This is a genomic window from Crenobacter intestini (assembly GCF_004919095.1).
GTDB lineage: Bacteria > Pseudomonadota > Gammaproteobacteria > Burkholderiales > Chromobacteriaceae > Craterilacuibacter > Craterilacuibacter intestini.
This window is the reverse complement of sequence record NZ_STGJ01000019.1, coordinates 48,472-61,768: the sequence shown is the minus strand read 5'-3', so window position 1 is coordinate 61,768 and position 13,297 is coordinate 48,472. Positions and strand designations below refer to the sequence as shown.

The window sequence follows — 13,297 nt, the reverse complement described above, 5'->3', positions numbered from 1 at the left end:
GTCTGGTAGCTCGTCGGGCTCATAACCCGAAGGTCGTAGGTTCGAATCCTGCCCCCGCAACCAATCAAAAACCCGATGCCTTGGCATCGGGTTTTTTGTATTTGGCGTTTGCTAAGTTGGGGCTGCGCGCAAAAAAACGCCACCCGTTACGGGTGGCGTTTTTGTTGAGTGGAGCCGGATCAGATACGGCGCGCGAGTTCCTCGGCCTTGCCAAGGTAGCTGGCCGGCGAGAGTTCGAGCAGGCGGGTCTTCTCGTGCTCGGGGATTTCCAGCGTGCCGATGAAGGCGGCCAGCGTCTCGCGGGTGACACCGCCCTTGCCGCGGGTCAGGTCTTTCAGCTGCTCGTACGGGTTGGGCACGCCGTAGCGGCGCATCACGGTCTGGATCGGCTCGGCCAAGAGCTCCCAGGTCGCGTCGAGGTCGGCGGTGATCGCCTGCGGGTTCACTTCCAGCTTGTTCAGGCCCTTCAGGCAGGACTTGAAGCCGAGCAGGGTGTAGCCGAAGGCGACGCCCATATTGCGCAGCACGGTCGAGTCGGTCAGGTCGCGCTGCCAGCGGCTGACCGGCAGCTTGTCGGCGAGGTGGCCGAGGATCGCGTTGGCGAGGCCGAGGTTGCCCTCGGAGTTCTCGAAGTCGATCGGGTTGACCTTGTGCGGCATGGTCGAGCTGCCGACTTCGCCGGCCTTGACCTTCTGCTTGAAGTAGCCGAGCGAGATATAGCCCCACACGTCGCGGTTCAGGTCGACCAGGATGGTGTTGACGCGGCTGAGGTTCTGGTAGAGCTCGGCCATGTAGTCGTGCGGCTCGATCTGGATGGTGTACGGGTTGAAGGTGAGGCCGAGGCCGGCGACGAAGCGGCCGGCCAGGCTTTCCCAGTCGACCTTCGGGTACGCGGCGAGGTGGGCGTTGTAGTTGCCGACCGCGCCGTTGATCTTGCCGAGGATTTCCTGGCGCACCAGCTGGTCGTGCTGGCGCTTGAGGCGGTAGACGACGTTGGCCAGCTCCTTGCCCAGCGTCGACGGCGTCGCCGGCTGGCCGTGGGTGCGGCACATCATCGGCACGGCGGCCAGTTCGTGCGCGAGCTTGGACAGGCGGGCGGTCAATTCGTCGAGCGCCGGCAGGATCACCGTGTTGCGCGCGGTCTTCAGCATCAGCGCGTGGCTGAGGTTGTTGATGTCCTCGGAGGTGCACGCGAAGTGGATGAACTCGCTGGCGGCCATCACCTCGGGGTTGCCCGACAGGCGTTCCTTCAGCCAGTACTCGATCGCCTTGACGTCGTGGTTGGTGCGCGCCTCGATCGCCTTCACCTGTTCGGCGTGCTCGACCGAGAAGCCGGCGATCACGTCGTCGATCTCGCGGATGGTCGACGCGCTGAACGGCTTGACTTCCTCGATGCCGGGCTCGGCGGCGAGCATCTTCAGCCATTCGAGTTCGACCTGGATGCGGAACTTCATCAGGCCGTATTCGGAGAACAGGGCGCGCAGCGCCTCGACCTGGCCTGCGTAGCGGCCGTCGAGCGGGGAGAGGGCGGTCAGTGCGTTCAGCGTCATTGCAAAGGCTTCCAGTGCTGTTGCCGGGTGTGCCGGCGGTTTTGGTGTGGTGAGTCCGGGAGCGGACCGCCTGGCGGGCGGCCCGGGTCGGCGGCTTACATGCCGGGTAACATGCCCTTCATGCCGCGCATCATCTTGGAGATGCCGCCCTTGGAGAACTGCTTCATCATCTTCTGCATTTCTTCAAACTGCTTGAGCAGGCGGTTGACGTCCTGCACCTGCACGCCGGCGCCGGCGGCGATGCGGCGCTTGCGGCTGGCCTTCAGGAGCTCGGGCTTGCGCCGCTCCAGCGGCGTCATCGAGTGGATGATGCCCTCGATGCGCTTGAGCTGCTTCTCGGCCTCGGCGCCCTGGATGCCCTTGGCCATCTGCCCCATCTGGCCGGGCATTTTCTCCAGCATGCCGGCGACGCCGCCCATCTTCTTCATTTGCTGCATCTGGCCCAGGAAGTCCTCGAGGTCGAAGCCTTTGCCCGACTTGAGCTTCTTGGCGATCTTGGCCGCCTCTTCCTGGTCGATGCCCTTTTGCACGTCCTCGATCAGGCTGAGCACGTCGCCCATGCCGAGGATGCGGTTGGCGATGCGGTCCGGGTGGAAGGGCTCGAGGCCGGTCAGTTTCTCGCCGACGCCGATGAACTTGATCGGCTTGCCGGTGACGTGGCGCACCGATAGCGCGGCGCCGCCGCGCGAGTCACCGTCCATCTTGGTGAGCACCACGCCGGTCAAGGGCAGCGCCTCGCCAAAGGCCTGCGCGGTATTGACCGCGTCCTGGCCCTGCATCGCGTCGACGACGAACAGGGTTTCCACCGGCTTGACCGCGGCGTGCAGCGCCTTGATCTCGGCCATCATCGCCTCGTCGATCGCCAGGCGGCCGGCGGTGTCGACCATCAGCACGTCGAAGTGGTAGCGGCGGGCGTGGTCGATCGCGGCCAGCGCGATGTCAACCGGTTTCTGGTTGCCGGTGGACGGGAACCACTCGACGCCGACCTGCTCGGCCAACAGTTTCAGCTGTTCGATCGCCGCCGGGCGGTATACGTCGGCGGAGACCACCAGCACCTTCTTCTTGTTCTTCTCCTTCAGGAGCTTGGCGAGCTTGCCGACGGTGGTGGTCTTGCCTGCGCCCTGCAGGCCGGCCATCAGCACCACGGCCGGCGGCTGCGCGGCGAGGTTGAGCGTGTCGTTCTTCTCGCCCATCAGGCGGGTCAGCTCGTCGTTGACGACGCCGACCAGCGCCTGGCCGGGGGTCAGGCTGCCCATCACTTCCTGCCCCAGCGCGCGCTCCTTCACCTGCGCGACAAAGGCCTTGACGACGGGCAGCGCCACGTCGGCTTCCAAGAGCGCCATGCGCACTTCGCGCATCGCGTCCTGGATGTTGGATTCGGTAAGGCGCGCGTTGCCGCGCAGCGTCTTGATCACGCCCGAGAGGCGGGTGGTCAGGTTGTCGAGCATGGTCGTCCTTCATGCCTGCCAACGGCAGGACCGCTTGGTGTAGACTTTCAAGCCGACCATTTTACACGAAGCCGCCGGCCCTCGCGCCCGGCGTCGAAAGGCACCGACTGAATGAGCGCCGTCCCGTTCGCCCTGACCCTTGGCCTGCTGCTGGCCTACTTTGCGCTATCGTGGCACCACATCGGCCACTTCAGGGGCTGTACGGTGGTGTTGCCGCGCTCGCGCCGCGTCGAGCACAGCGTGCTGGGGCTGGTGCTGCTCGCGCACGCCTTCCTGGTGCTCACGCCCATGCTCGCCGGCGGCTACCCTGACTTGGGCGTCGGCCGCGCGCTTTCCGCCGTGGTCTGGCTGATGTTGCTGATCTACTGGACCTGCGGCTTCTTCTACCGGGTCGAGGGCTTGCAGCTTTTCATGCTGCCGCTGGCGGTGCTTGCGCTGGCGGTCGAATTGTTGTGGCCGGGCCACCACCCGGGTTACGCGCTGCGCAACCCGCTTTTCTCCGTGCACCTGTTGGTGTCTATGCTCGCGTACAGCCTGTTCGCGATCGCCGCCTTGCTCGCGGTGCTGATGCTGCTGCTCGAGCGCGCGCTGCACGCGCGCCGCGCGACCGCGCTGACCCGCCAACTGCCGCCGCTGCTGAGCCTAGAAACCATGATGTTCCAGGTGATCGGCGTCGGCTTCGCCTTGCTGACGGTGTCGCTGGTCACCGGCGTGCTGTTCTCCGAGCAGATGTTCGGGACCGCCATTACCGTCAACCACAAGACGGTGTTCGCGTTTGCCGCGTGGTGCGTGTTCGGCGCGCTGCTCGTCGGCCGCGCCCGCTACGGCTGGCGCGGCAAGGTCGCCGTGCGCTGGGCGCTCAGCGGCTTCGGCTTGCTGTTGCTGGGTTTTATCGGCACCAAGATCGTGCTCGAGTGGGTGCTCGGCCGCTAGGCGCGTACCCAGCCTCATCTTGCAGGCCGCCCGAACGGGCGGCCTTTTTCACGGCTGTTTGCCGTACAGCGCGAGCGCACGTTCGCGCTGCGCCGCATGGTCGACAATCGGTGCGGGGTAGTCGCGGCCAAGCAGGAAACCATCGGGCAAGGCCTTGGCCTGCCACGGCGCGTGCACCGCGCGCGCGTCGAGCGCGGCAAGTTCCGGCACCCAGCGGCGGATATACGCGCCGTCAGGGTCGAACTTCTGCGACTGCGTCACCGGGTTGAAGATGCGGAACCAAGGCTGCGCGTCGCAGCCGGTCGACGCGGCCCATTGCCAGCCGCCGTTGTTGGCGGCGAGGTCAAAGTCGAGCAGGTGTCGCGCGAAGTGCGCCTCGCCGCGCCGCCAGTCGATCAGCAGGTCTTTCGTGAGGAAGCTTGCCACCACCATGCGTAGCCGGTTGTGCATCCAGCCGGTTTGCAAGAGCTCGCGCATCGCCGCATCGATCAGCGGGTAGCCGGTCTGCCCCGTTTTCCATGCCTCGAAGTGCGCCTCTTCGCCCGGCCAGCGCAGTGTGCGGAAGGCTGGCTTGAAGCTCCCAGCCTCAACCTGCGGGAAGTGCCACAGCAGTTGCTGGTAGAAGTCGCGCCAGACAAGCTCGTTCAGCCACGCCTGCGCGCCGGCGCCATCGTGCGCAAGCGCGGTGCGGGCCAGCGCGCGGATCGACACCGTGCCGAAGCGCAGCGCGGCCGACAGCTGCGAGGTGCCGCCCTGCGCCGGGTAGTCGCGCGCCGCGTGGTAGTCGGCGATCTTCGCTTCGAATGCGGCGAGACGCTGCGCGGCGGCGGCTTCGCCGGCGTGGGCGCGGCCGATCGGGTTGTCGGCGAAGCCCAGCGTGGCGAGGCTCACCATTTCGTCGTCACGCCAGGGCAGGAAGGCGTCCGGGGCTAGGCGTACCGCCAAGCTGCCGGTGTCGGCCGGGGACAACCTCGCACGCCAGGCGCGCGCGTACGGGGTGAACACCGTGTACGGCTTGCCCTCGCGGGTGAGCACTTCGCCGGTGTCGAACACCACTTGGTCCTTCACCAGCTCCAGCGCGCGGCCGTCGGCGGCGAGTAGCGCGGCGACGCGTTCGTCACGCGCGCGCGCGGCCGGCTCGTAGTCGCGCGCGGCGAACACCGTATGCGCGCGGATACGCGCGGCGAGACGCGGGATTGCCGCCGCCGGGTCGCCGTAAAGGATGGCAAGGTCGCTGCCGAGCGCGCGCAGGCGCTGGCGGATTTCCAGCAGCGAGTGCCAGATCAGCGCGACGCGCGCGTCGTCGGGCGCGAGGCCAGTCAGCAGCGTGGGGTCGAACACGAAGGCGGCAAGGACGCGACCGGCGCCTTGCGCGTGCGCGAGCGCCGCGTGGTCGCCCAGGCGCAGGTCGCGGCGCAGCCAGCACAGGGTGGTGCGGGGTGTGTGCATGAAGACTGATCCAGTTGTGTTGTTAATTTGCTACAGCTTGAAAGCCTTGCTCTGTAAGGTTTGTAGCGTTGACATCTGCTTATATTGTTGTTTTTTTGTCAGCGAATTGCCGGCGGTTTTGTCTTTGTGTGCCGTCCGCAATAGTATGCGTGCATGACCGTTCCGGTACAGGGATGGCGTAGAGATGCCCGGTTGGCATGGCTGCCGGGTACAACCGACCTCGAAAGGAAAGACGCATGAACAAAAAAATCATCGCGCTGGCTGTAGCGCTGCTGCCGGCCGCTGCCATGGCTGACGTGACCATCTACGGCTCGATCCGCGCCGGCCTGACCAGCACCGACAACATCAAGACCAACTTCGAGCGCACCACCGGTGTGGACGACTTTTCCAGCCGCATCGGCTTCAAGGGCAACGAAGACCTGGGCAACGGCCTGAAGGCGATCTGGAAGCTGGAAAACGGCTTCCGCGTGGATGGCACCACGGGCGCTGGTTCCAGCTCCGGCACCTTCGCCAACCGCGAGTCCTTCGTCGGTCTGCAGGGCGACTTCGGTACCCTCCGCCTGGGCTTCCTGGACGACGTGCTGACCGATACCGAATTGACCGACTTCTGGATCGGGCCGCGCAACGCTGGCGCTGAACTGTTCCCGAACTACGAGCGTGCCGACGATACCGTCAAGAACGCGGTCAAGTACAACAGCCCGTCCTTCGGCGGCTTTGACTTCAGCGCCTTCTGGGGTACCAACGAGACCAACGTCAACGACAACGGTGTGGCCGTTGACGCCAAGCACACCTACGGTGCGCGCGCTGGTTACGCGGCCAACGGTCTGATGGCCGGTCTGGCCTATCAAGTGGCGACCGATGCCAACAAGGCTGCTAACAAGGACGACAAGTCGCTGCGCTTCGAAGTCGGCTACGAAGCCAATGACCTGTTCGTCGCGGCAACTGCCCAGCAAGAACGCTACTACGATGGCGGTGTGGACGAGATCAAGCAGAACGCCTACGCGCTGTCCGCTTCGTACACCATCGGCCAGTTCACGCCGAAGGCCACCTACTCCTGGCTGAGCAACGACAAGAACTCCGATGCCAAGGATGGTTCGAAGCAGTTCGCGATCGGTGTTGACTACGCAGCCAGCAAGCGCACCACCCTGTTCGCCCAGTACGGCCAGATCAAGTACAACAGCGAGCAGGAAGTAACCAAGAAAGTGAATGGTGTTGACGTTGTGACCGGTCGCGGCGATAAAGGCAGCACCGTCAACGTCGGCGTGAAGCACAACTTCTGATCGTTGCCTTCGGGCTTCGCAAAGGCCGCCTCGCGCGGCCTTTTTTCATTTGCCGTACGCTAATACAATTGTCGTAACGACCCCACGGTGCGACCGACTTGAACGACATACCGCTGTCCCTGCTGTTCCTCTCGCTGGCCTTGCTGCTGGCGATCTCCGCGTTTTTCTCGATGTCGGAAACCGGCATGATGGCGGCCAACCGCTTCCGCCTGAAATCGAAGGCGGCTGCCGGCAGCCGCGGCGCGGCGCGGGCGCTCTCCTTGCTTGGGCGGACCGACAAGCTGCTCGGCGTGATCCTGCTCGGCAACAACTTCGTCAACTCGGCCGCCGCGTCGCTGTCGACCGTCATCGTGTTCCGCCTGTTCGGGCAGAACGAGCTTGCGCTCGGCATTGCCACGCTGGCGGTGACCTTCGCGATCCTGGTGTTCTCCGAGGCGACGCCCAAGGTGCTCGCCGCCAACCATGCGCTTAAAGTCGCCGAGCGGGTCAGCCTGCCGCTTGCGCTGCTGCTCAAGCTGTTCTACCCGGCGGTGTGGTTCGTCAACCTGTTCGTGTCGGCCCTGCTCAATTTGCTCCGCGTGCGCGAGAAGCAGGACAGCGGACAGCTCTCGGCGCAGGATTTACGGCTGCTGGCGCTGGAGTCGACCCGCTTCGACCAGGCCAAGCACCGTAGCATGCTGGTCAACCTGTTCGAGCTCGAGGGCTTCACCGTCGAAGACGTGATGGTGCCCAGGCGCCACATCGAGGCGGTTGATCTCGCCGAGCCGTGGCCGGACTTGCTCGACAAGCTGCATACCTGCCACCATTCACGTATTCTGGTATGCGAAAATGGGTTGGAAAACCTGATTGGCATTTTGCATGTGCGCAAAGTGTTGCATCTGCTGCGCGAGCCGCTGGACGCGGCACGCCTGCGCGAGGTGGTGCGCGAGCCGTATTTCGTGCCGGCGACCACGCCGCTGTTCACCCAGCTGCAGAACTTCCAGGAGAACCGGCGCCGGGTCGGCGTGGTGGTCGACGAGTACGGCGAGCTGATGGGGCTGGTGACGCTGGAGGACATCCTCGAGGTGGTGGTCGGCGACTTCACCACGCAGGCGCCGGACCAGGAGGCGCACGCCAGGCGCGACGCCGACGGCAGCTTCATGGTCGACGCGAGCCAGAGCCTGCGCGAACTGAACCGGGAGCTGGGGCTGGCTTTGCCGACCGACGGGCCGAAGACGCTGAACGGGCTGTTGGCCGAGCATTTCGGCGACATCCCGGAAGTCGGTACCTGCTGGAAGATGCACGGCTGCGTGGTTGAAATCGTCCAGGTCGGCGAGCGCGCGGTGCGCCGGGTGAGGCTCACGCCGCTGGCCAAACGCGCGAAGTAGGCCGGGCCGGCATAACAAGAACAATTTTGGAGGGAGGCGGATGGATCAGAATACCGCGCTGTCGGGGATGGGGCGCGCGCTGGTGCAGCACGGGCGGCTGTCGCAGGGGGAGGCCGACGAGATCGCGCACAAGGCGCAGGCCGACGGACGCTCGTTTGTCGAGGCGCTGGTCGCCAGCAAGCGTTTGAGCGCGGCCGAGGTGGCCGTGTTCGCGTCGCAGTCGTTCGGGCTGCCGCTGTTCGACGTTTCCGCCTTGTCCGCCTCCAGCGTGCCGCGCGGGGTGGTCGACGACGCGCTGATCGTCGAGCGGCGGCTGTTGCCGCTGTTCAAGCGCGGCAGCCGCCTGTTTGTCGGCTGCTCCGACCCGACGCTGTCGCAGGCGCTGCACGCGATCACCTTCAAGACGGGCCTGACCGTCGACGTGGTGGTGGTCGAGGACGACAAGCTGGGCGCGCTGATCGCGCGTTCGCGCGAGGCCGACCCCGGCGCCGCGCTCAACGCGATGATCGACGACGACCTGGGCTCGCTCGAGCTGGTCGACCCGGACGCGCCAAGTGCCGACAAGCTGCCGGACGTGGAAGACGCGCCGGTGGTGAAGTTCATCCACAAGGTGCTGGTCGACGCGATCGCGCTGGGCGCCTCCGACATTCACTTCGAGCCGTACGAGAAGTACTACCGCATCCGCTACCGGGTCGACGGTGCGCTGCGCGAAGTCGCGCGCCCGCCCTTGGCGATCCGCGACAAGATCGCGTCGCGCATCAAGGTGATCTCGCGGCTCGACATTTCCGAGAAGCGCGTGCCGCAGGACGGCCGCCTGAAGATCCGCCTCGACAAGCACCGCGCGGTCGACTTCCGGGTCAGCACGCTGCCGACGCTGTACGGCGAGAAGATCGTGATGCGTATCCTCGACGCGTCGGCCGCGTCGCTGAACATCGAGCAACTGGGCTTCGAGCCCGAGCAGAAAGCGATGCTGATGGACGCGATCGGGCGGCCGTACGGCATGGTGCTGGTGACCGGGCCGACCGGCTCGGGCAAGACGGTGTCGCTGTACTCCTGCCTGAACATCCTCAACAAGCCGGACAGCAATATCTCGACCGCCGAGGACCCGGTCGAAATCAACCTGCCGGGGATCAACCAGGTCAACGTCAACGAGAAGGCGGGGCTGACCTTCGCGTCGGCGCTGCGCGCCTTCCTGCGCCAGGACCCGGACATCGTGATGATCGGCGAGATCCGCGACTTCGAGACGGCGGACATCGCGATCAAGGCCGCGCAGACCGGCCACATGGTGTTCTCGACGCTGCACACCAACAACGCGCCGGCGACGCTGACTCGTCTGCTCAATATGGGCGTCGCGCCGTTCAACGTGGCAAGCTCGGTGCTGTTGATCATGGCGCAGCGCCTGGCGCGCCGCTTGTGCCCTCAGTGCAAGGCGCCGGTCGACATCCCGCGCGAGGCCTTGCTGCGCTCGGGTTTCAGCGAGGCAGAGCTTGACGGCAGCTGGCAGCCGATGGGGCCGGTCGGCTGCGAGCACTGCCGCGACACCGGCTACAAGGGGCGGGTCGGCCTCTACGAGCTGATGCCGATGACCGACGCGATGGTGCGGCTGATCCTCAAGGGCGGCAACGCCGCCGAGATCGCCGACCTCGCCCGTGCCGAGGGCATGGTCGACTTGCGCCACGCGGGCCTGAAGAAAGTGCGGCAGGGGCTGACCTCGCTGACCGAGATCGAGGCGGTGACCAACGAATGACAACCCAGACAAGACGGACGCACGCATGGCGAACGCTCAAGCGATGAAACAGCCCCCCCAGTACAACTGGGCGTGGGAAGGGAAGGGCCGGGATGGCAAGGTGGTGCGCGGCGAGATCCGCGCCGAGAGCGAGGCTGTCGCCAAGATGCAGCTGCGCCGCCAGGGCGTGCTGGTGCACAAGATCGCCCGCCAGCGGGCGAAGCTCGGGCGCAGCATCAGCGAGAAGGACGTCGCGCTGTTCACCCGCCAGCTCTCGACGATGATGAAGGCCGGCGTGCCGCTCCTGCAGGCGTTCGATATCACCGCGCGTGGCCACAACAACCCGCGCATGGTCAAGCTGCTGCTCGACATCCGCGCCGACGTCGAGTCGGGCACCGCCTTGTCGGCGGCGTTCCGCAAGCACCCGCTGTACTTCGACGCCTTGTTCTGCAACCTGATCGCGGCCGGCGAGACCGGCGGCGTGCTCGACGCGCTGCTCGACAAGCTGGCGACCTACAAGGAAAAGACGCTGGCGATCAAGGGCAAGATCAAGTCGGCGCTGATCTACCCGACGGCGATCATCGGCACCGCCTTCATCATCACCGCGGTGATCATGATCTACGTGATCCCGGCGTTCAAGGACCTGTTCTCCAGCTTCGGCGCGGACCTGCCGGCGCCGACGCTGTTCGTGATCTGGCTGTCCGACTTCTTCGTCGAATGGTGGTGGCTGATCTTCGGCGGCCTGATCGGCGGGATCTTCGGCGGTGTCTTTGCGTTCAAGCGTTCGCCCGCCGCGCACCGCGCGATGGACCGCTTCATCCTCAAGGTTCCGGTGATCGGCGAGATCGTCAGGAAGGCGACCATCGCGCGCTGGACGCGCACGCTGGCGACGCTGTTCACCGCCGGCGTGCCGCTGGTCGAGGCGCTCGACTCGGTCGGCGGCGCGTCGGGCAACCAGGTCTACAGCGACGCGACGCAGAAGATCCGCACCGAGGTGAGCACCGGCTCGAGCCTGACCTTCGCGATGGGCAAGAGCGAGCTGTTCCCGAACATGGTGATGCAGATGACCGCGATCGGCGAGGAGTCGGGCTCGCTCGACTCGATGCTCGAGAAGGTCGCCGACTTCTACGAGGAAGAGGTCGACAACGCGGTGGCCGCGCTGTCCAGCCTGCTTGAACCGCTGATCATGGTGGTGCTCGGCGTGCTGATCGGCGGCCTGGTCGTCGCCATGTACCTGCCGATCTTCAAGATGGGCCAGGTGGTCGGCTGATGGAAGCATTCGAGATCCTGCTCGCGCTGCCGCCGGCGGCCTTTGCCGCCCTGGTCGGCGTGTTCGGCCTGTTTGTCGGCAGCTTCCTCAACGTGGTGATCGCCCGGCTGCCGGTGATGCTCGAGCGGCGCTGGGCCGCCGAGTGCGCCGAACTGGGCGGCCAGCCGGTGCCTGAACACCCGCCGTTCAACCTGCTGCGTCCGGGTTCGCGCTGCCCGCATTGCGGCGCGCTCGTGCGGCCGTGGCACAACGTGCCGCTCGCGGGCTACCTGCTGCTGGGCGGGCGCTGCGCCGACTGCCGCGCGCCGATCTCGCCGCGCTACCCGCTGATCGAACTCTCAACCGGCGTGCTGTTCGCGCTGAACGCGTGGCTGCTCGGGCCCGGCGTGTGGCTCTCGGGAGCCTTGCTGCTGACCGCCGCGCTTGTCGCGCTGACCATGATCGACGCTGCCACCCAGCTGTTGCCGGACGACATCACGCTGCCGCTGGTGTGGGCGGGCATCGCCTTTCACCTGGTGTACGGCGTGCTGCCGCTTGCCGACGCGGTGGTCGGCGCGATGGCCGGTTACCTCGTGCTGTGGAGCGTGTACTGGCTGTTCAAGCTCGTCACCGGCAAGGAGGGCATGGGCTACGGCGACTTCAAGCTGTTGGCCGCGCTCGGCGCGTGGCTGGGCTGGCAGATGCTGCCGTTGATCATCCTGTTGTCGAGCCTGGTCGGCGCGCTGTGGGGCATCCTGCAGATCGCGCTCTCGCGCATGGGGCGCGGCCAGCCCCTGCCGTTCGGGCCTTACCTTGCCGCAGCGGGCTATGTCGCGCTGTTGTGGGGGCACGACATCGTGGGGTGGTACCTTGGCCGGCTGTAAGCGTTTCGTGGTCGGCCTGACCGGCGGCATCGGCTCGGGCAAGAGCGCGGTCGCCGAGCGATTTGCCGCGTTGGGCGCCGACATCGTCGACACCGACGCGATCGCGCACGCGCTGACCGCGCCCGGCGGCGCGGCGATGCCGGCGATCGCCGGTTCGTTCGGCGCCGGCGTGGTCGCGGCGGACGGCCGGCTCGACCGCGCGGCGATGCGCGAGCGGGTGTTTGCCGACGCCGCCGCCCGCGAGCGGCTGGAAGCCATCCTGCACCCGCTGATCCGCGAGGAGGCGCTGCGCCAGCTTGCAGGCGGGCAGGGCGTGTACGCGGTACTCGCCGTGCCGCTGCTGTTCGAGAAGGGCGGCTACCTCGAACTGGTCGACCGCACGCTGGTGGTCGACTGCCCGGAAGAGACGCAGCTTACGCGGGTGATGGCGCGCAGTTCGCTGCCCGCCGACGCGGTGCGCGCGATCATGGCCGCGCAGTTGCCGCGCGCCGAGCGCACCGCGCGAGCGGACGACGTGATCGACAATAGCGGCAGGCTTGATAAGCTGGCGCTTCAAGTCGCCGCCAAACACCGTTATTATCTGGCCTGTCTTGCACGCGCGGACTGTCCGCCGTCAACCACCGCACCCACGGATCCCGCGCAGTGATTAGTTTCGAGTTTCCGGTCACCGAACGAACCCGCAGCCTGCTCAGGCTGGAGCAGCTCTATCAGCGGCTGTCTTTCTTCGTCGAGCGCGATCACCCGTACGAACACCATTCGGCCTTGCTGGTGCTGTTCGAGATCCTCGAGGTCGCCTCGCGCGCCGAGCTCAAGTCCGACCTGTTGCAGGAGCTCGAGCGGCAAAAGCAGCTGCTCGACGCCTGGCACGACAACCCGGCGATCGACCAGGCGATGCTCGACGCGACCATCGACCAGATCGAGCGCGTCGCGCAGCAGTTGCTGGGGCTGACCAGCAAGTTCGGCCAGCACCTGCGCGAGAACGAGTGGCTGATGGCGATCAAGCAGCGCTCGGTGATCGCCGGCGGCACCTGCTCGTTCGACCTGCCCTCGTACGCCTTGTGGCAGGCGCGCGACGCCGACGAGCGGCGCGCCGACATCCGCCGTTGGGCGGCGCCCCTGATGCCGACCTCCGAGGCGGCGACTCTGCTGTTGCGGCTGTTGCGCGACAGCGGCAAGACCTTCCACTTCGTCGCCCGCAACGGCGCGTTCCAGCAGATGTCCGGCGGGCGGGTGGTCCAGCTGATCCGCGTCGACTACCCGGCGGGGCTGGATGCGCTGCCCGAATTGTCCGCCAACAAGTACGCGATCAACCTGCGCTTCGTGCAGGCGTACGCGGAAGGCGCGCGGCCGCGCACGCTGGCCCGGGACGTCGAATTCTCGATGACCTTCTGCAAGTTTTGAGGAGACCGCG

At 66.3% G+C, this 13,297-nt stretch carries 11 protein-coding genes; 8 read left to right on the top strand and 3 right to left on the bottom strand.

The annotated features are described in order from the left end of the window. Positions 1-179: 179 nt before the first annotated feature. Positions 180-1,550: an adenylosuccinate lyase gene (gene purB / locus E5K04_RS14400; RefSeq protein WP_136555364.1), complete on the bottom strand. Its 1,371-nt coding sequence runs from the start codon at positions 1,548-1,550 to the stop codon at positions 180-182. Positions 1,551-1,645: 95 nt separating this feature from the next. Further along, positions 1,646-2,998, bottom strand: coding sequence for a signal recognition particle protein (gene ffh, locus E5K04_RS14395; RefSeq protein WP_136555362.1), 1,353 nt, complete (start codon positions 2,996-2,998; stop codon positions 1,646-1,648). 111 nt (positions 2,999-3,109) lie between these two features. On the opposite strand from ffh, the gene E5K04_RS14390 reads away from it, so the two are divergent. Next, positions 3,110-3,931, top strand: coding sequence for a cytochrome C assembly family protein (locus tag E5K04_RS14390; RefSeq protein WP_136555360.1), 822 nt, complete (start codon positions 3,110-3,112; stop codon positions 3,929-3,931). A gap of 48 nt (positions 3,932-3,979) precedes the next feature. On the opposite strand, the gene E5K04_RS14385 is transcribed toward E5K04_RS14390, so the two are convergent. Next, positions 3,980-5,380, bottom strand: coding sequence for a cryptochrome/photolyase family protein (locus tag E5K04_RS14385; protein ID WP_136555358.1), 1,401 nt, complete (start codon positions 5,378-5,380; stop codon positions 3,980-3,982). A gap of 236 nt (positions 5,381-5,616) precedes the next feature. Between E5K04_RS14385 and E5K04_RS14380 the strand changes: the two genes are divergently transcribed. The 7 genes from E5K04_RS14380 (at position 5,617) to zapD (ending at position 13,287) form a co-directional block, all read left to right on the top strand. After that, positions 5,617-6,660 (top strand): porin, encoded by a 1,044-nt coding sequence (locus tag E5K04_RS14380; protein WP_168929242.1) that lies wholly within the window; start codon positions 5,617-5,619, stop codon positions 6,658-6,660. Between the two features lie 98 nt (positions 6,661-6,758). After that, positions 6,759-8,027 (top strand): HlyC/CorC family transporter, encoded by a 1,269-nt coding sequence (locus E5K04_RS14375; protein ID WP_136555354.1) that lies wholly within the window; start codon positions 6,759-6,761, stop codon positions 8,025-8,027. Between the two features lie 40 nt (positions 8,028-8,067). Beyond that, positions 8,068-9,774, top strand: coding sequence for a type IV-A pilus assembly ATPase PilB (pilB, locus tag E5K04_RS14370; RefSeq protein ID WP_136555351.1), 1,707 nt, complete (start codon positions 8,068-8,070; stop codon positions 9,772-9,774). 43 nt (positions 9,775-9,817) lie between these two features. After that, positions 9,818-11,023: a type II secretion system F family protein gene (locus tag E5K04_RS14365; RefSeq protein WP_235844387.1), complete on the top strand. Its 1,206-nt coding sequence runs from the start codon at positions 9,818-9,820 to the stop codon at positions 11,021-11,023. Further along, positions 11,023-11,886 carry a prepilin peptidase gene (locus E5K04_RS14360; RefSeq protein WP_136555347.1) on the top strand — a complete coding sequence of 288 codons (864 nt, stop codon included), beginning with the start codon at positions 11,023-11,025 and terminating at the stop codon, positions 11,884-11,886. Before E5K04_RS14365 ends, E5K04_RS14360 begins: the two co-directional genes overlap by 1 nt. Continuing rightward, a complete protein-coding gene (coaE, locus tag E5K04_RS14355; RefSeq protein ID WP_235844386.1) occupies positions 11,873-12,532 on the top strand; it encodes a dephospho-CoA kinase in 660 nt (219 codons plus the stop codon). Before E5K04_RS14360 ends, coaE begins: the two co-directional genes overlap by 14 nt. Then, positions 12,529-13,287, top strand: a complete 759-nt coding sequence (gene zapD, locus E5K04_RS14350) for a cell division protein ZapD (protein ID WP_136555343.1) — start codon at positions 12,529-12,531, stop codon at positions 13,285-13,287. Before coaE ends, zapD begins: the two co-directional genes overlap by 4 nt. Positions 13,288-13,297 lie beyond the last annotated feature (10 nt).

Coding starts and splice junctions, on each gene's coding strand:
- purB (WP_136555364.1), bottom strand. CDS start 1,550: ATGACGCTGAACGCACTGACCGCCCTCTCCCCGCTCGACGGCCGCTAC.
- ffh (WP_136555362.1), bottom strand. CDS start 2,998: ATGCTCGACAACCTGACCACCCGCCTCTCGGGCGTGATCAAGACGCTG.
- E5K04_RS14390 (WP_136555360.1), top strand. CDS start 3,110: ATGAGCGCCGTCCCGTTCGCCCTGACCCTTGGCCTGCTGCTGGCCTAC.
- E5K04_RS14385 (WP_136555358.1), bottom strand. CDS start 5,380: ATGCACACACCCCGCACCACCCTGTGCTGGCTGCGCCGCGACCTGCGC.
- E5K04_RS14380 (WP_168929242.1), top strand. CDS start 5,617: ATGAACAAAAAAATCATCGCGCTGGCTGTAGCGCTGCTGCCGGCCGCT.
- pilB (WP_136555351.1), top strand. CDS start 8,068: ATGGATCAGAATACCGCGCTGTCGGGGATGGGGCGCGCGCTGGTGCAG.
- E5K04_RS14365 (WP_235844387.1), top strand. CDS start 9,818: ATGAAACAGCCCCCCCAGTACAACTGGGCGTGGGAAGGGAAGGGCCGG.
- E5K04_RS14360 (WP_136555347.1), top strand. CDS start 11,023: ATGGAAGCATTCGAGATCCTGCTCGCGCTGCCGCCGGCGGCCTTTGCC.